13 protein-coding genes are annotated in these 16,982 nt (G+C 71.7%); 6 read left to right on the top strand and 7 right to left on the bottom strand.

Features of this window, described 5'->3' with window-relative positions:
- Positions 1 to 6 precede the first annotated feature (6 nt).
- Both J8M51_RS31030 and J8M51_RS31025 read right to left on the bottom strand, forming a co-directional pair.
- Complete coding sequence (locus J8M51_RS31030; protein WP_086756153.1) at positions 7 to 633, bottom strand: class I SAM-dependent methyltransferase; 627 nt, start codon at positions 631 to 633, stop codon at positions 7 to 9.
- Between the two features lie 66 nt (positions 634 to 699).
- Positions 700 to 879 carry a hypothetical protein gene (locus J8M51_RS31025; protein ID WP_236067712.1) on the bottom strand — a complete coding sequence of 60 codons (180 nt, stop codon included), beginning with the start codon at positions 877 to 879 and terminating at the stop codon, positions 700 to 702.
- A 235-nt stretch (positions 880 to 1,114) separates the two neighbouring features.
- Between J8M51_RS31025 and J8M51_RS31020 the strand changes: the two genes are divergently transcribed.
- Together J8M51_RS31020 and J8M51_RS31015 are read left to right on the top strand one after the other, a co-directional pair.
- Positions 1,115 to 2,623, top strand: coding sequence for an MFS transporter (locus J8M51_RS31020; protein WP_267299620.1), 1,509 nt, complete (start codon positions 1,115 to 1,117; stop codon positions 2,621 to 2,623).
- Positions 2,624 to 2,819: 196 nt separating this feature from the next.
- Positions 2,820 to 5,846 (top strand): MGH1-like glycoside hydrolase domain-containing protein, encoded by a 3,027-nt coding sequence (locus tag J8M51_RS31015; RefSeq protein WP_086756501.1) that lies wholly within the window; start codon positions 2,820 to 2,822, stop codon positions 5,844 to 5,846.
- An 82-nt stretch (positions 5,847 to 5,928) separates the two neighbouring features.
- Here J8M51_RS31015 and J8M51_RS31010 read toward each other — a convergent pair whose 3' ends face one another.
- The 3 genes from J8M51_RS31010 to J8M51_RS31000 form a co-directional block, all read right to left on the bottom strand.
- Positions 5,929 to 6,765 (bottom strand): endonuclease/exonuclease/phosphatase family protein, encoded by an 837-nt coding sequence (locus J8M51_RS31010; RefSeq protein ID WP_086756495.1) that lies wholly within the window; start codon positions 6,763 to 6,765, stop codon positions 5,929 to 5,931.
- 107 nt (positions 6,766 to 6,872) lie between these two features.
- Positions 6,873 to 8,240 (bottom strand): tryptophanase, encoded by a 1,368-nt coding sequence (locus tag J8M51_RS31005; protein WP_267299619.1) that lies wholly within the window; start codon positions 8,238 to 8,240, stop codon positions 6,873 to 6,875.
- Between the two features lie 65 nt (positions 8,241 to 8,305).
- Positions 8,306 to 9,553: a tryptophan dimethylallyltransferase family protein gene (locus J8M51_RS31000; protein WP_267299618.1), complete on the bottom strand. Its 1,248-nt coding sequence runs from the start codon at positions 9,551 to 9,553 to the stop codon at positions 8,306 to 8,308.
- Between the two features lie 134 nt (positions 9,554 to 9,687).
- Here J8M51_RS31000 and J8M51_RS30995 point away from each other — a divergent pair, with 134 nt between their 5' ends.
- The gene (locus J8M51_RS30995) at positions 9,688 to 12,615 is read left to right on the top strand and encodes a WD40 repeat domain-containing protein (protein WP_267299617.1); all 2,928 of its coding nucleotides are present in this window, start codon (positions 9,688 to 9,690) and stop codon (positions 12,613 to 12,615) included.
- A 105-nt stretch (positions 12,616 to 12,720) separates the two neighbouring features.
- Complete coding sequence (locus J8M51_RS30990) at positions 12,721 to 13,491, top strand: DUF5995 family protein (RefSeq protein ID WP_216588863.1); 771 nt, start codon at positions 12,721 to 12,723, stop codon at positions 13,489 to 13,491.
- 32 nt (positions 13,492 to 13,523) lie between these two features.
- On the opposite strand, the gene J8M51_RS30985 is transcribed toward J8M51_RS30990, so the two are convergent.
- Positions 13,524 to 13,982, bottom strand: coding sequence for a PPOX class F420-dependent oxidoreductase (locus J8M51_RS30985; RefSeq protein ID WP_086759032.1), 459 nt, complete (start codon positions 13,980 to 13,982; stop codon positions 13,524 to 13,526).
- Between the two features lie 7 nt (positions 13,983 to 13,989).
- Positions 13,990 to 15,009: a phage baseplate protein gene (locus J8M51_RS30980; protein WP_256965543.1), complete on the bottom strand. Its 1,020-nt coding sequence runs from the start codon at positions 15,007 to 15,009 to the stop codon at positions 13,990 to 13,992.
- A gap of 288 nt (positions 15,010 to 15,297) precedes the next feature.
- Here J8M51_RS30980 and J8M51_RS30975 point away from each other — a divergent pair, with 288 nt between their 5' ends.
- Together J8M51_RS30975 and J8M51_RS30970 are read left to right on the top strand one after the other, a co-directional pair.
- Positions 15,298 to 16,485: a hypothetical protein gene (locus tag J8M51_RS30975; protein WP_398857434.1), complete on the top strand. Its 1,188-nt coding sequence runs from the start codon at positions 15,298 to 15,300 to the stop codon at positions 16,483 to 16,485.
- A gap of 162 nt (positions 16,486 to 16,647) precedes the next feature.
- Positions 16,648 to 16,887 carry a chaplin gene (locus tag J8M51_RS30970; protein ID WP_086759033.1) on the top strand — a complete coding sequence of 80 codons (240 nt, stop codon included), beginning with the start codon at positions 16,648 to 16,650 and terminating at the stop codon, positions 16,885 to 16,887.
- The last annotated feature ends 95 nt before the right edge of the window (positions 16,888 to 16,982 follow it).

Genomic DNA, 16,982 nt, shown 5'->3' with positions numbered 1-16,982 from the left:
CGGAGTTCAGGTGGTGGGCCGGGTGTGCACGCTGACGGCGTAGCCGCCGCCGGGCCGGTACGGGTCGCCGCTCCAGGTGGCATGGCGCTGACGCAGGGTCAGTCCGGCCTCGGCGCACCAGTGGTCGAACTGCGTCAGGGTCACCGGCGGTTCCGGCAGCGGCAGGTGTGCCGCGTCGAGTCCCATGCCGGTGACCAGCAGACCGCCGGGGCGCAGTGCGGCGGCCAGGTGGTGGACGACGGCCGGTTCGGTGCCGGCGGCCAGCAGGGGGATGACGTTTCCGGCGGCGAGCACCAGGTCGAAGCCCGGTGTCAGGTCGAGGGCGTCCAGGTGGGCGAGGTCGCCGAGGAGCCAGTCCTGCGCGGGTGCCTCGCGGCGGGCGACGGCGAGCATCGAGGGGTCGACGTCCACGCCGGTGCAGCGGTGGCCCAGTTCGGCGAGCCGGATCGCGATCCGGCCGGTGCCGCAGCCGGCGTCGAGGATCCGGGCGGCGGGCTCCAGCAGCGCGGCGCAGAAGGTGGCCTCGCCGTGGACGTCCTGGCCCGATTCGGCGAGGCGGGCGAAGCGCAGGGCATACGCCTCTCCGGCCTCCCCTCCGGTCAGTTCCGCCCAACGGTCGCGTTGCCCAGCCATGTTCCGTACGCCTTCCGGTCGGCCCCGCCCACCGGGGACGGGAGCGCTGCCATCGCCCTGACCGGATCATGCCCGGTCCGTGCCGCTCGCACCCGTGGCGAGCAGTCCGCCGACGACGAGCGCCGCCAGTGATTCCGCGGTCGCCGCGAGGTGTCGCGGCGAGGCGTTCTCCGGTCGGCCCGGGCGCCGGGCCAGGGGCACCTCCAGCATGCCCGACACGGGGCCCATGACGGCGAAGAACAGCACGTCCGGTCGTATCCCAGCTCCGCGAAGGCCTCCAGCCCACGCCGGAGGACCTGCCGCTCGTCCGGCACCGCGGGTGCGCCCGCGCCGGGGCGTCCGGGCACCCCCGGATCTTACTTGACACATGTCAGATTACAGCTAATCTGACATGTGTCAGGCGACGGGCTCCGTCGAAGCAGCCCCCCTCCGCGCTTCAGCCGACCTCTCCCGTCCCGCCCGCCCCTACTGGAGTTCCGTCATGCCCCACACCGCGACCGACACACCGGACAAGCCCGCCGTGTCCGCCTCACCCCCCGCCGTCGCACCCCCGCCCCACCGCTGGTGGATCCTGGTCGTCATCGGTCTGGCCCAGCTGATGGTGGTGCTGGACGCGACGATCGTGAACATCGCACTGCCCTCGGCCCAGCGGGACCTGGGCTTCTCCGACGGCGACCGGCAGTGGGTCGTCACCGCCTACGCACTCGCCTTCGGCAGTCTGCTGCTGCTCGGCGGCCGGATAGCGGACCTCTTCGGCCGCAAGATGACGTTCCTCGTCGGGCTGGTCGGCTTCGCCGGTATGTCCGCCCTGGGCGGTGCCGCCACCAGCTTCGAGATGCTCATCGTCGCCCGGGCCGGCCAGGGCGTGTTCGGCGCCCTCCTCGCACCGGCCGCGCTGTCCCTGCTGACCGTCACGTTCACCGACGCCAGGGAACGCGCCAAGGCCTTCGGCGTGTACGGCGCGATCGCCGGGGCCGGCGGCGCGGTCGGTCTGCTGCTCGGCGGGGTGCTGACCGAGTACCTCGACTGGCGCTGGACCCTCTACGTCAACCTCGTCTTCGCCGCCGCCGCCTTCGTCGGCGGAATGCTGCTCCTCCAGCGCACCACCCGCGACAAGAACGCCAAGATCGACGTACCGGGCGCCCTCCTCGTCGGCGGTGGACTGTTCTGCCTGGTCTACGGCTTCTCCAACGCCGAGAGCCACGACTGGGGCTCCCCGCGGACCTGGGGCTTCCTGCTCGCCGGAGGCGCCTTGCTGGCCGTGTTCACCTGGTGGCAGACCAGGGCCGCGCACCCGCTGCTGCCGCTGCGGATCCTGCTGGACCGCAACCGCGGCGCCTCCTTCGTCTCCGTACTGATCATCGGCGCCGCCATGTTCGGCGTCTTCCTCTTCCTCACCTACTACCTGCAGCAGACCCTCGGCTACACGCCCATCAAGACCGGCCTGGCGTTCCTGCCGATGATCGCCGCGCTGATGGTGACCTCCACCCTCGCCACCACCTCGCTCGTCCCCCGCTTCGGCCCCAAGCCGGTCGTGCCGCTGGGCATGGGCGTCGCGGCGGCCGGCATGGTCTGGCTGACGGGTCTCGACCTCACCAGCTCCTACGCCGGCGACATCCTGCCCCCGCTGATCGTGGCCGGACTCGGCATGGGCCTGATCATGGCGCCCGCCATGAGCCTGGCCACCGAGGGGGTCGCCGCCGAGGACTCCGGCGTCGCCTCCGCCGCCGTCAACACCATGCAGCAGGTGGGCGGTTCGCTGGGCACCGCGCTCCTCAACACCCTGTTCTCCAGCGCCGTCACCAGCTACCTCGACGGCAGGAACCCCAAGGACCCCACGGTCCTCGCCGAGGCCGGACTGGAGGGTTACTCCACCGCCTACTGGTGGTCCGCCGCGTTCTTCGTCGCCGGCCTCGTCGTCAGCGTCCTCCTCTACCGGCGCGGCACCCCCGTCCACAACCCGGACGCCGCGCCCGTCGTCCACATGTAGAACCCGCTCCGCCCAGGGGACACCCCCGCCGCCGCGGCCCGCCGGACATCCGGCGGGCCGCGGCAGTGCGTCTCCCTACCTTCGACCTCTTGACTTCCCAACCCACCTGTTACTACCGTCGCGCAGCATTTCGAACATCGTTCGCAATATCGAACATTTCGAACCACCGCATGAGTGCCCAATGGAGGACACCTCGATGCGTAGACGCCTCAGACGTAGCAACCGCGCACTGGCCGCCCTGTGCGGATCGGTGTTGTCCGTCAGCCTGTTGAGCGCCGGGCCGGGTGCGGGTCCCGCGCACGCCGCCGACGATCCCAACGCGGTCGCGCTGGACAAGGACGCGATCCTCGCCGCGAACCAACTCGACGAGCGGCAGTGGTACAAGGACAACATCCCGTTCCTCGACACCCCCGACAACGACATCGACGAGGTCTACTACTACCGGTGGAGCACGTTCAAGCGCGCGCTGCGCTACACCGTGCCGGGCACCGGGTACGTGTCGACCGAGTACGACGTGCCGATCGGGTACGCGGGGAACCCGTACACCGCGCTGCCGGACGCGACCGGCTACCACCTGCTGGACGGGCGCTGGCTGCACAACCGCGACTACGCCGGTGACTATCTGGACTTCTGGCTGCGCGGGGCGGGCAACTCGGGCGCGCGGAACTTCAGCGAGTGGATCACCAGCGCCGCGTACCAGCGCTATCTGGTGACCGGTGACGCCGCGCAGATCAAGTCCGCGCTGCCGCATCTGATCGCGCTGTACAAGCGGTGGGACTCGAACTTCGACACCGACGTCACGGTGAACGGCGCCCAGTCCTCCAGCGACCTGTTCCACCAGACGCCGCTGTCCGACGCCACGGAGTACACCGAGACATCGATGCACAGCAGCAACTGGTTCAGCGGCGGCCGGGGTTACCGGCCCACGATCAACGCGTACATGTTCGCCGCGGCCCAGGCGATCAGCAAGATCTCCACCCTGAACGGGGACACGGCGACCGCGAGCGACTACGACGCGAAGGCCGCGCAGCTGAAGTCCGCCGTGCAGAACTCGCTGTGGGACCCGCAGCGGAACTTCTTCATGCAGGTCTACAACACGGACAGCACCAACGGCACGCTGAAGCAGACCCGGACGACCTGGCGCGAGGCGATGGGCTTCGCCCCCTGGGCGTTCAGTCTCCCCGACGCGCAGTACTCGTCGGCGTGGAAGTACCTGACCGACGCCAAGCGGTTCAAGGCCCCGTTCGGGCCGACGACCCTGGAGCGGGTGCACGACTTCGAGGCCGAGCAGGCAGCCGTCGTCCACGCCAACACCCACAACTCCTCGACGGCCTCGAACGGCAAGTACGTCGGGCAGATCGACTTCGACGACAGCGCGGTCACCTTCACCGTGGACGCGCCCGGCAACGGCACGTACCCGGTGACGGTCCACTACGCCAACGCCACCTCCGCCACCTCGACGCACAAGGTCGTCGTGAACGGCGACACCGCGAACCCGGTCACCGTGAGCTATGCCCCCGGCGGCGGTTGGGGCCAGTTCGCGGAATCGAAGTCCGTGACCGTGCAGGTCCCGATGAAGACCGGCGCGAACACGCTGAAGTTCACCAAGGGCACCGGCTTCGCGGAGCTGGACCGGATCACCGCGAACCCGTACTTCAACTACCAGGCGATCCCCGCCGAGCAGAAGCGCGACGACGCCAACTGCTGTCACTGGAACGGCCCGAGCTGGCCGTACCAGACCAGCCAGATCCTCACCGGCCTCGCGAACCTGCTCCAGGACTACCCCGCGCAGAACTTCGTCACCAAGGCCGACTACCAGTCGATGCTCGCCCAGTTCGCCGACCTCCAGCACAAGGACGGCAAGCCCTACGTCGCCGAGGCCGCCAACGGCGACACCGGCGAGTGGATCTACGACGGGTTCAACTTCAGCGAGCACTACAACCACTCCAGCTTCAACGACCTGGTGCTCTCCGGGCTGCTGGGCATCAAGCCGCAGGCGGACAACACGCTGGTGCTGAAGCCGCTGGTCCCGTCCGGCTGGGACTGGTTCGCGGTGGAGAGCCTGCCGTACCACGGGCACACGTACTCGATCCGCTGGGACCGGGACGGCTCGCACTACGGCAAGGGCAGCGGCCTGCAGATCTTCCAGGACGGCGTCCGCATCCACCAGTCCGCGGCCCTCGGCACCAGCACGACCGTGAACGTGGCCGCGCCCGTCACCCCGGCGCAGCCCGCCCGGCTGATGAACGTGGCCGCCAACCCGCTGACCGCCGAGCAGGACTGGCTGGGCCGCACGGTCACCCAGCCCTACCCGAAGGCCTTCGCCTCCTACACCAACACCGTCTCCAACGGCCCGCACTGCCACAGCGGTCAGACCTGCAAGCCGACCACCTTCGACGCCCCGCTGCGGGCCACCGACGGCTGGATCCGCTACGACAAGATCCCCGACGACCGCTGGACCAACTCCGGTTCACCGAACGCCACCGACCATCTCGGCGTCGACTTCGGGGCACCGCGCAAGATCAACGAGGTGAAGTTCTACACCTACGACGACGGCGCGGACATCCGTGTCCCGGCGAGCTACACCGTCCAGTACCTCAAGGACGGGGCCTGGGTGACCGTGCCGGGGCAGACGAAGAGCCCGGCCGCCCCGGTCGCGAACAACCCCAACGAGGTGACCTTCCCGACGGTCACGACCTCCCAGTTCCGGGTCGTCCTCACCCCGCAGACGGGCAAGTTCGTCGGCGTCACCGAGTTGGAGTCCTGGTACCCCGAGACACCCCGGGTGAAGATCACCAACAAGAACAGCACCCTGGAGCTGGGCGTCGACGGCTCCTCGATCGCCCCCGGAGGCGCCGTACAGCAGCAGACCGCCAACAGCACGGCCAACCACTGGTGGAAGATCGTCCCCGCCGAGAACGGCTACTACAAGATCTTCAACACCAACAGCGGGCAGGTGCTCGGCATCAAGGACGCCTCCAAGACTGCCGGGGCCACCGCGCTGCAGTGGGGTGACACCCTGACCGCCGACCATCTGTGGTCGATCGTCGACGCCGGCGGCGGCTACGCCAAGCTCGTCAACAAGAACAGCGGCATGGTGCTCGGCGTCAAGGACATGTCCACCGCGTCCGGGGCCCAGACCCTGCAGTGGGACGACACCGGCACCGCCGACCACCTGTGGAAGATCACCGCGGAGGACGGCTCCACACCGTTCACCTCCTGACCGGACATCGGCCGCGGCCCTCCCCGAGGGCCGCGGCCGATCCCCGTCAGCGGCCGATCCCCGTCAGCGGTCGGGGCACGTCTCAGCCCATGTCCAGGTCGGCGCGCACCAGGTCGTGGTCCGAGTACGCGGACTGCCGCACCCCCTGCCCGAGCGGGGTGAAGCCCCGCAGGAAGGTGTAGTCGAACTTGCTCCGCCAGTCCGTGGTCACTTTGCAGTCGCCGTCGGCCGGCGGCCGGCACGCGGGGTCGGCGTCCGTGGCCAGTTCCCAGATCGGGGCGAGTTCGGGGGCGTCCGGCACGGCGTTGAAGTCACCGAGGACGACGGCACGGTCGTACCGGGAGACGGCCGAGGCGAGCACACGGACCTGGCCCTCCCGGACCTCCTCCTGGCGCCGTTGGGCGAGGTGGGTGTTGAAGACCCGCACGGACCGGCCGCCCACCGTGATCGTCACGGCCTGATAGCCCCGGTCCTCGGAACCGCCGTCGGGGTACTCCACGTTGACGCGGTCCGTCATCGGCGCGGCCGAGAGCAGCGCCTGACCGAAGCCGCCCGGACTCCACGGCACTCCCCCGCAGCGGCCCCAGTGCCGCAGCACCGAGCCGTACTCGACGTGGTAGACCAGCCCGTGCAGGCTCTCCAGATACTCCCGGATCTGCTCGACGTCCCGTACGCACGCCTCCTGCATGCCGATGACCTGGGGCGCGTACGCGGCGATCTCCGCCGCCCGGTCGACGTTGCTCACCTCGCAGGGATTGCAGATGTTCCACGTCATGACCCGGTTCGGTACGACCTCACGGACGGCGTCGGCGGGGAGCGCCCCGGCGAACAGGCCGTCGCCCGGAGCGCTGGGGCCGACCAGCGCCACGCAGGCGAGGGTGACGGCTCCCGCGAGCCACCGCGTGCCCCTTGCCAACACCGTCGCCTCCTCGCGCGGGCCCCCGCCGGCGCCGTTCCGGCGTGCCCAAGCACGAGACTAAGCGACGAGGCTGTGAGCGCCACCCTCTCCCCTCCCCTCCCCCCGGCCTATCCGGCCACGGGTGCCAGCTTGGCGCGGAACTGGCGCAGGGTGGCGGGCTGTTCGGTGATCCTGAGGCCGGGGACGAGAGAGGCGTCGCGCGCCACGCGGGCCAGCGCCCGCCCGACGTGGTCGAAGTGGCCGCGGGTGTACGTCCGGCGCGGAATCGCCAGACGCAGCAGCTCGTACGGAGCGCTGGTGAGCGGGGCTCCGTGCTCGTCCTCCGTGCCGAGATACAGGGAGCCGAGTTCCACGGAACGGATGCCGCCCTCCAGATACAGCTGACAGGCCAGCGCCTGGCCGGGGAAGCGGTGGGGCGGGATGTGCGGCAGCAGACGGCCCGCGTTGAGGTAGAGCGCGTGCAGGCCCGGCGGCTCCACGATGTCGACGCCGGCCGACCGCACCAGGCCCGCCAGGTACGCGGTGTCCTCGGCCCGGGCGTTCAGATAGCGCGGGTCGGTGACCTCGGCCAGGCCCCGGGCGACCATGTCGAGGTCGCGGCCCGCGAGTCCGCCGTAGGTGGGGAAGCCCTCGGTGGCGATGAGCAGCAGTTCGCAGCGCCGGGCGAGCGCGGTGTCACGCAGGCCCAGGAAGCCGCCGATATGGGCGAGGCCGTCCTTCTTCGCGCTCATCACACAGCCGTCGGCGAGCCGGAACGCCTCCTCGGCGACCTGCCGGGGGCTGCGGTCGCGGTACGCGGGCTCCCGCCGGGTGACCAGCCAGGCGTTCTCGGCGAACCGCGCGGCGTCCAGGATCAGCGGCACGCCGTGCTCCCGGCAGAGCGCCGAGGCGAGGGTCAGGTTGGCCATGGACACCGGCTGGCCCCCGCCGCCGTTGTTGGTGAGCGTCATGATCACCGCGCCGACGCGGGCGCCCTCCGGTCCGTCCAGGACGGCCTTGAGCCGGGCGGTGTCGATGTTCCCCTTGAAGGGCTCGGCGCTGTCCAGGTCCGCGGCCTCCGGGCAGGGCAGGTCCCGGGCCTCGCCGCCGCACAGGGCGATGTTGGCCCGCAGGGTGTCGAAGTGGGTGTTGCTCAGGAAGAGCTTGCCGGGGCCGAGGAGCATGGCGGTCAGAAGCCGCTCGGCCGCGCGTCCCTGGTGCACCGGCAGGATGTGCGGGAAACCGGTCAGCTCCCGGACGGTGTCGTGGAAGCGGTGGAAGGACCGTGACCCCGCGTACGACTCGTCGCCGTCCATCGCGGCGGCCAGCTGCGCGGCGGACAGCGCGCCGGTTCCCGAGTCGGTGAGCAGGTCGACGGTGACCTCGTCGGCGCGCAGGTCGAAGAGGTTGTGGTGGACGCGGGCGAGAGCGGCCTGCCGCTGCTCACGGGTGGTGACGGGGATCGGCTCGACGACCTTGATGCGGTACGGCTCCATGGTGGCGGTGTCCTTTCAGGTGGTGGGGGCCGTCAGGGGGTGGGGCCCGTCAGGGGTGGGGCCCGTCAGGTGGTGGGGGCCCGGTGGCCGGGGACCGGGTTCGTGGGTCCCGTGTCGTCTCGTGGCGGCAGGACTCCGTACGCCTCGGAGGAGAGGTAGACGGTGATACGCGGTGGCCGCCCGCCCGCCTGGACGAGGCCCAGGTAGGAGATGAGGCCCCGCCCGGCGCTCAGCGGGCGGGGAGTGAGCGCGGCCAGCGCGCGGTCGAGCGGGGCGTCGGCCACGCCGTACTGACGCAGCAGGGCCACGGCGTGGTCGCGGGCCTCGCGGTCGTCACGGACAAGGTCGCGGACGGGGAGATAGAGGGTGTGACCGGTGGGATGAGCAGGGCCGGCGGCGACGCCGCCACCCGTGCTTCCACCCCCGCCTCCGCCACCGCCACCGCGTGCCCCCGTGAACGAGTAGCCGGAGATGAGCGGAAGGCCCGCGAAGGGCTCCTCGCCGCCGATGCGATGGCACAGGTCCGCCACGCGTCGGGGGCACGCCCCGGGCACGAGGCGCGCCGCGTCCGCCGCGTCGGCGGCCGTGGCGTGGCGGTGGACGACATAGACCTTGGCCCGGGGCGCGGCCCACGGACCCACGTCGAGGGCGAAGAACATCAGGCCGGCCCGCTCCGGGAAGCGCGGCTCCAGACAGCGCCGTAGGGGCTCGAAGGCGTGTGCGTGGCCGAGCCTGTCCATGGCCTCGCCCACGGTGTCCATGCTCCGTTCGGCGCCCCGCGCACCGGGGTTGAGATACAGCTTGAGCCCCGGCGGGCCGCCCGGCCGCAGTTCGAGGGCGCACCACAGGGTCAGCGGGCCCTGCGGCACCGGCGGCAGGAAGAGGTCGCTCACCCGCGTCAACTCCCCCAGTCCGACCCCCCATTGGGCCGCGAGCCGTGCCACGGCGGCCCAGGCCAGCCGGGCGTTGTCCGGCAGGGTCCGCGCGGCACACCCCGGGTCGGCCAGGACACGCAGCACCGGGGCGGCGCCCGAGGGGAAGGTCAGCGAGAACTCCACGGGCGTGTGGTCGTCGGAGACGAACGACGGCGAGGGCGGCGGATCGGCCAACGGCCGTGCCGCGGCCGGTCCCAGCAGCTCGGACAGCACCCGTTGAGGGGCGACGCGCTGCCGCGCGCCGATGCCCACCACCTCGCACAGCCGGTCCAACTGCCCGGCGGTGAATCCCCCCAGCCGGTCCGGGTCCGTCCGTGGGGGCGGGGTGTCCGCGGCGGTGCCCGGCCGTCCGGCTCGGTGTCGTGTGCGGGCGTTCATTCGTCCTCCCGGACCGGTCGTGGGGTTGTTCCTGGCACCTTTTGTAATCGCGGTCCGTTGTTCACGATCGGTGGGCTGGCGCTGAACAAACGCATGGTGAACAATCCCGAAGAGCTCGGGGGAGGTGCGTGCAGGTGCCACGTGGAGAACGCCCGCTGGAAGCGGAAGGCGGCCCGCTGCTGGATTTCGCCGCGCGCTTACGGAAGTTGCGGGAAAAGGCCGGGAGCCCCACTTATCGGGACCTCGCGCGGCGGGCGCACTATTCCATCGCCGCGCTCTCCGCGGCGGCGGCCGGACGACAGCTGCCCACCCTCGCCGTCACCCTCGCCTACGTCCGCGCCTGTGGTGGTGACGTGCGGGAATGGGAGCGGATCTGGCGCGCGACGGTCGCCGAATGCGCCGCCGGGACGGTCCGTGGCGTCGAGAGCGCCGGGACGGTCCGTGGCGTCGAGGACGCCGGCACGGCTTCCGCGCCCTATGCGGGTCTGGCCTCTTTCCGGCAGTCGGACGCCGACACGTTCTTCGGTCGCGAGAGACTCACGGACCGGCTGGTCGAACACCTGAAGAGGAAAAGATTCCTTGTTCTGTTCGGGGCCTCGGGATCCGGGAAATCCTCCGTGCTGCGCGCCGGAGTGCTTCCGCGCTTTCCCGGAACACCCGCGCTGATTCTCACGCCCGGCGCACACCCTTTGGAGGAATGCGCGATCCAGTTGGCGGCCCGCGCCCGTCTCACGCCGGGATCGGTGCGTGCCGAACTCGCGTCGGAGCCGCGCGCCCTGCACCGGCTGGTGCGCCAGATCCTGGCCGCCGCACCGGACCCCGAGGCCGAACTCATCATCGTCGTGGACCAGTTCGAGGAGGTGTTCACGCTCTGCCCCGACGCGGGGGAACGTGACGCCTTCGTCGCCGCCCTCCTGCACGCCGCGCGCACCCCTGACAGCCGCTGCCGGGTGGCGCTGGCGGTGCGGTCGGACTTCTACACGCACTGCACCCGGCTTCCCGCCCTGGTCGACGCCCTGGCGGACGCCCATCTCCCGGTCGGCCCGATGACCCTGGACGAGCTGCGGGCGGCGATCGTGCGGCCCGCCGCCCGCGCCCGGCTGACCGTCGAGGGCGCGCTGCTCGCCACCCTCGTCGCCGACGCCCACGGCCGCCCCGGCGCACTGCCCCTGCTGTCGCACGCGCTCCTGGAGACCTGGCACCGCCGGCGCGGCAACGCCCTCACCCTCGCCGGGTTCCAGGCGGCGGGCGGCTTCGAAGGTGCCCTCGCCCAGACCGCGGAAGCCTTCCACACCGGGCTCAGCGACACCCAGCGGACCCTCACCCGCCGGCTCTTCCTGCGGCTCGTCGCCCTGGGCGACGGCACCGAGGACACCAAGCGCCGCGTGCCCCGCCGTGAACTCGACGGCACCGACGGCACCGACGGCACCGACGGCACCGGTGATACCGCGTTCGTCCTCGAACAGGCCACCCGGGCCCGTCTGCTGACCGTCGACCGCGACCATGTGGAGATCACCCACGAGGCGCTCATCCGCTGCTGGCCCAGGCTGGGCCGCTGGCTGAACGAGGACCGGGACCGGCTGCGGCTGCACCGGGCGCTCACCGAGGCCACCGCCGTCTGGGAATCCCTGGACCGCGATCCCGACACCCTCTACCGCGGTCTGCGTCTGGCCGCCGCGAAGGAGCTGCCCGACGAGGTGCTCACCGCCCGGGAACGCGCCTTCCTCGACGCCTGCGAGACCGCGGAACGGGCCGAGGCGCTGCGCGCCCGCCACCACATCCGCCGGCTGCGCCGCCTCGTCGCGGCCCTCGTCGCCCTGCTCGTCTGCGCCACGACGGCCGTCGGTTTCGCGGTGCGCTCCGAGCGGACCGTCACCGCGCAGCGCAACCACGCCCTCGCCCTCAAGGCCGCCGACGCCTCGACGGCCCTGCGCACCCGGGACCGCTCCCTCGCCGCCCAACTGGCCCTGGCCGCACACCGGCTGGACCCCGGCCCGGTCACGCGCGACGCCCTGCTCAGCGTCGCCCCGCGCACACTGACCCGGTACGTCCACGCCCTCGCCGTCAGCCCCGACGGCCGTACGCTGGCCACCGCCTGCGACGACGGCAGCCTCAAGCTGTGGAACCCGACCGACCCCCGGCGCCCCGCCCCGCTGGGCGAGAACCGCCGCCACCCCGACAGCTTCTACGCCCTGGCCTTCGGTCCCGGCGGCGAGACACTGGCCGGGGTCAGCCGGGACGGCGAGATCCGGCTCTGGGACGTGTCCGACCCCGGACGCCCGCGGGTGCTGTCCACCACCCCGACCCGTCACACCGGCATCGTCTTCTCCCTGGCCCTGAGCCCGGACGGCCGCACCCTCGCCACCGGCGGCTACGACCACACCGTCCGGCTGTGGAACATCGCCGACCGGGCCCGGCCCCGGCTGCTGAACTCCCTGACCGGCCACACCCTGAACGTCAAACCGGTCCTCTTCAGCCCCGACGGCACCCTCCTGGCCTCCGGCTCCGACGACCGCACCGTCCGCCTGTGGGACGTCACCGATCCACGCGACGTGTCCACGGTCGCCGTCCTCGAAGGCCACGACAACTTCGTCGACGCCCTCGCCCACAGCCGGGACGGCCGCACCCTGCTCTCCGGCAGCGACGACCACACCGCGCTGCTGTGGGACGTCTCCGAACCACACCGTCCCCGGCGCCTGGGCCGGCTCCAGGGCCACACCGATGTGATCACCTCGGTGGAGTTCGCGCCCGGCGGCCGTCTCGCCGTCACCGCAGCCCTCGACGGCACGGCCCGCCTCTGGGACACGGGCGACGGCTCCCGCCCCACCGGCCGGGCCACCCTCACCGGCCTCTCAGGAGGCCTCGCGGCCGCCCTGCCCCTCGCCGCGCACGACGCCGTCGTCACCCTGAGCAACGACCACACCATCGAGATCTGGCCCACCGACCCCACCACCGCCCGGACCCGCGCCTGCGCCCACGTCCGTACCCCCCTCACCCCGGCCCAGTGGACCCGTCACTTCCCCGGCCTCCCGTACGACCCGCCCTGCGCCGGCCCCACCTGAACCACCCCCGACCGGCCGCCGAGTGGTAGAACGAGGCTGTGATCGGCAGCACGTGCGGCAATCCGGTTTCGGGTCCACCATGGGCCCCGGACAAGGGAGTTGGGTGTGGCGGCAGAGAACATCGACGACGTCGTGGACGGGCTGGCCCGGGTCGTGCGGGAGGCGGTCCGTGACGGTGACCGGATCGGGTACTTCGCGGCACTGTACCGGCAGGTGACCGTCGAGGTCCGTACGGCCATCCATCAGGGGCTGTTCGACGACGGCGCACGGATGGACCGGTTCGACACACACTTCGGCAACCGCTACTTCGAGGCGTACGACGCCTGGCGCCGTGACCGGGGCGGGCCGCGCTGCTGGCGTGAGGCGTTCGGGCTGCTGGACGACGCCGACACCGTCATCGTCCAGCACCTGGTGCTCGGCGTGAACGCCCACATCAACCTCGATCTGGCCGTCGCCGCCGCGCGGACCAGCCCGGGTGAGGACATCCGGGCGCTGCGGCGCGACTTCCTGCTGATCAACGACATCCTCGCCCGGGTGTCGCTGACGGTGCAGGACTCGGTCGGCGCCGTGTCGCCACTGCTGTCGCTGCTGGACCGGGTCGGCGCCCGCACCGACGAGCGGCTCCTCGACTTCAGCATCCGCCAGTCCCGCGCGGAGGCCTGGCACAACGCCGTCCTGCTGGCCGGGCAGACCGAGGAGGAGCGCGAGGACACCATCGAGCGGCTCGACGTCCGGTCCGCCGTCCTCGCCCGGCTGATCGCCCGGCCGAGCGGTCTCGTCCGCCCGGCCCTGCAACTGATCCGGTCCACCGAGAGCGACGACGTACCCGCCGTCATCGCCCACCTGGACAGCGCGATCGAGGGGCCGGCGACGTAGTGCAGCGGCGGGCCCCGCCGGGGCCCAGGGTTCTAGCCGTCGATGTCGAGGGCCGTTCCGTAGAGCCGGTCCACCTTCAGCCGGATGACCACCCGGCGTTCGTCGACCAACTGCCGCAGGAAGGCGTCCTCGTCCTCGGGTGCGGCCTCCCGCGGGATCATCCCGAGCAGTTCACGCCCGACCGCGTCGCCGGGGGTCCTGGTGGCCGCGGTGACCTCGGCCTCGCCCTGGGCGACGGCGAACGACCACACGTCGCCGCCCTGCACATGCAGCGCCGCTCGCGGGTTGCGTCGCAGGTGCGTGACCTTGACGCGGTCGGCGGTCGTCGAGAACCGTACGACCCGCGCTTCGGGGTCCCAGTCGTACAACATGGTGGTCAGATGGGGATGGCCGTCGCGTTTGACGGTGGCGAGCGTGCCGAACCGCTGTCTGCCGAGGAGGCCGGAGAGGGCCTCCTCGGACAGGGGGCGAGGCGCTGGTCCTTGTGTCATGAAGTGATCAACTCTCGAACTGGCTCTTGTAGAAGACGCTGGACTGCCGGACGCCCCCGGTGTTGGAGTGGAAGCCGAAGGCCAGGCGTGCGGCGCCGGACACCTGCCAGATCGCCATGCCCTGCGGTTCACGGCCGGGCAGCGACTGACCGGCCGTCGTCTCCCAGCGGTCGACGACGGTGGACTGTCCGCTGCTGTTGAGGTCGATGACCGTGAGGTACGACGGGCCGTTCGCCGCGCCCTCCAGCAGATAGGCGTAGCGGCCGTACACGGCGAAGCCCTGGAAGGGGTTGGCGGTTCCCCAGTCGCCCCGGGAGGGCAGGGCCCGCTCGGCGAGCCGCTTGTCCGGGCTCTCGGTCAGCCGTCCCGCGCGGGCGTCGCTCATGGTGAAGCCGACGATGCGGGGCATGTCCGCGGCGACCTTGTAGCGCACCCACAGCCGGTCGGTCGACGGGTCGATCGCGGGCTGCGGATTGACCATGGTGTCGGCGATCACCGGCGTACGGTCCTGGATCGCGCTGTCGTTCTTCTCCAGCGTGGCCCCGTCGACGAACCTGAACCGGCCGACCCTGGTACCGAATCCGGAGCCGCTGCTCTGCCACTCGGTCCACAGGTGGACGGCGCCCTGGTAGGGCTCCACCCCGATCTGGACGCCATGGCCGAAGTTGTGCAGCGCCATCGCGCCGAGTTCGTTGCCGGAGGTGTCCGTCTTGGTGATCCACAGATCTCCGACCCGGTCGGGGTCCGTGTTCGCCGAGTTGGTCTGGGCGAAGTAGATGTGCTGGTTGACGTTGTCGTACGCGAACGACTGCATGACCCAGTTGGCGTGCAGGGACTTCTTCCACACCGGGTTGCCGCCGGCGCCGTCCAGCCTGAACCGCGGTGAGTCGCCCACGACGGCGTACGCGGGACCGGCACCGAGCAGGGTGGCCGCGCCGCCGAACAGGGCCGCCGCCGCGATACCACCGCCCGTCCCGAGCAGCCGCCGCCGGCTGAGGCCGCGGTCGTTCGCGGGTGTCCCGTTCATGTGTCTCCAAGTGACGTACGGCGGGACACCGTGAAGTGCGGGTCCCGGCATCCGCGTTCGAGTATGGCCCGCGTGTCGCCCGCCGTGTTGTCACTCCGTCGCGGGCTCCCTTGCCAATGTGTCCACACCCGGGCCGGCCGGCGGCGCCGCGGGCCCCGGACCCGGCCGGCGGGACCCCGGTTGGTCCGGGCCGGGCCGTGGCGGGGATACTGGTGGGTGCACGTGTCCCTGCTTCCCGATGGACTTATGCCGACCTCCCGCACAGCCCGTCCCGTGACTCCCCCGACGGTGTGGCCGGCTCGCGGCCGCCACGTGGGGCCCGACGCCGAAGACGTACTCCGTCGCACGCTGCGACAGCTCAAGGACAGCCAGGTCATCGACGACTTCCGGGAGGCGCCCGCCGCCGGGGGCGACGCACCGGAGCGGGTCTTCGAGGCCCGCTGGCGGATGCCCGGCGAGGTGACCGTACGCGCGCGCCTGACCCTCGCGCCCGACCTCGGCGGCGGCCGGGAGTGGACCCTGCTCGCGGAGGCGGAGCAGCCGTGGGATCCGTCCTGGCCCTCCCCCGTCACCCGGTTCTGGCCGGAGTACGGCGACTGGGACCACGACGCCGCCACCGGTCTGTCGCTGAGCCGGATCAACGCCCTGCCCGAGGACGACAAGGACGTACGGCGTCTGCTCAGGGACTCCGGGCGCGACGGATGGTGTGTCCATGTCGTCGTCCACGAGGCCATGACGACGGACGAGCGCGGCCGGCTGCCCCTCGCGCGCTGGCTGTCGCCGGGTCTGCGTCATCGTGTCGTGGAACACCGGGCCGCCCCGCATCAGTTGCGGGTCGTGAACTGGGCGCTGCGGGACTTCGACACGGAGGTGCCACGCGGCGGCGCCGTGGTGCTGCCCGGCCTTCCGGGCCCGGCCGGCCACGACGCGGACGACTTCACCGTACGGTCGGTGTTCCTGGACGGTTCGGAGCCGACCGACCTGGTCCGGGCGGTCACCCGGTTCGCCGCGCTGCCGCGACCGCTGCCGGACGGCGCCGACGAGGCCCTCACCGCGCTCCGGGACGACTGGGATCTCCTCACCCTCGAGGAGGAACTCGTCCGCGAACGCAAGCGGGTGGCCGCGTACGCCGAGGCGCTGGAGGCGATGACGAAGTCCCGGGACCTGTACCGGGAGGCGACCGAGCGCGCCCACGAGGCACTCGCCGCCTACCGCGAGTCCGCCGAGGCCGCGCCCGTCGTGCCCGCGCCGCAGCAGCCCGGGACACCGGCGACGACGGTGACGTCCGCGTTCCAGCAGTTCACCCGGACACTGGAGCGCTGGAAGGGCGGCACCAAGGCCACGCGTCCCGCGGCCGAGGGCGGGCCCCAGAGCGCGGAGACCACGGACGCGGGCGCGGACACGGGGACGGGGACAGGGACGGGCTCGGGAGCGGCTCCCGACGCGGGAACCGGGCCCGGCGACCCGGAGCGCTAAGTCGTCGGGGCAGCTCGTCGGGGCAGCTCGTCTGGGTCCGGGGGACACCGGGTTGCCGCAGGCCGTGTCCCGCCCCCGGGTGGGTCGTTGAGTGGGCGATTGGATGATCTTGCTGTGTGGTCATCGCAATGGCTGCTCAGCAGGCCTATGAGAGGAGAAAGCGTGTCTCGTGTGGCGAAGTCGGTGACGGTGACCCTGGGAGTGGCGGGGTTCGTGCTCGCCGGTGCCGGAGCGGCGGCGGCCGACGCGGGTGCCCGGGGTGAGGCGCTGGGCTCGCCGGGTGTCGCCTCGGGCAACGCCGTCCAGGTGCCGGTGCACATCCCGGTCAACGTGTGCGGCAACTCGGTGAAGGTGATCGGGGTGCTGAACCCGACGTTCGGCAACATCTGCGCGAACGACTGACGTTCCGCGACCGCACCGCGGCACGATGCTGGTGGCCCGAGCCACTTGGGGCCACCAGCGGGGTGGGGCCGCGCAGGATCCCGTCCCGAGGACTT

The sequence above is a fragment of the Streptomyces griseiscabiei genome, from assembly GCF_020010925.1.
GTDB lineage: Bacteria > Actinomycetota > Actinomycetes > Streptomycetales > Streptomycetaceae > Streptomyces > Streptomyces griseiscabiei.
Note: the sequence above shows the minus strand (reverse complement) of the source record. Positions and strands in the feature narration are given on the sequence as shown.

Coding starts and splice junctions, on each gene's coding strand:
- J8M51_RS31020 (WP_267299620.1), top strand. CDS start 1,115: ATGCCCCACACCGCGACCGACACACCGGACAAGCCCGCCGTGTCCGCC.
- J8M51_RS31030 (WP_086756153.1), bottom strand. CDS start 633: ATGGCTGGGCAACGCGACCGTTGGGCGGAACTGACCGGAGGGGAGGCC.
- J8M51_RS30985 (WP_086759032.1), bottom strand. CDS start 13,982: ATGACACAAGGACCAGCGCCTCGCCCCCTGTCCGAGGAGGCCCTCTCC.
- J8M51_RS31015 (WP_086756501.1), top strand. CDS start 2,820: ATGCGTAGACGCCTCAGACGTAGCAACCGCGCACTGGCCGCCCTGTGC.
- J8M51_RS31005 (WP_267299619.1), bottom strand. CDS start 8,240: ATGGAGCCGTACCGCATCAAGGTCGTCGAGCCGATCCCCGTCACCACC.
- J8M51_RS30980 (WP_256965543.1), bottom strand. CDS start 15,009: ATGAACGGGACACCCGCGAACGACCGCGGCCTCAGCCGGCGGCGGCTG.
- J8M51_RS31000 (WP_267299618.1), bottom strand. CDS start 9,553: ATGAACGCCCGCACACGACACCGAGCCGGACGGCCGGGCACCGCCGCG.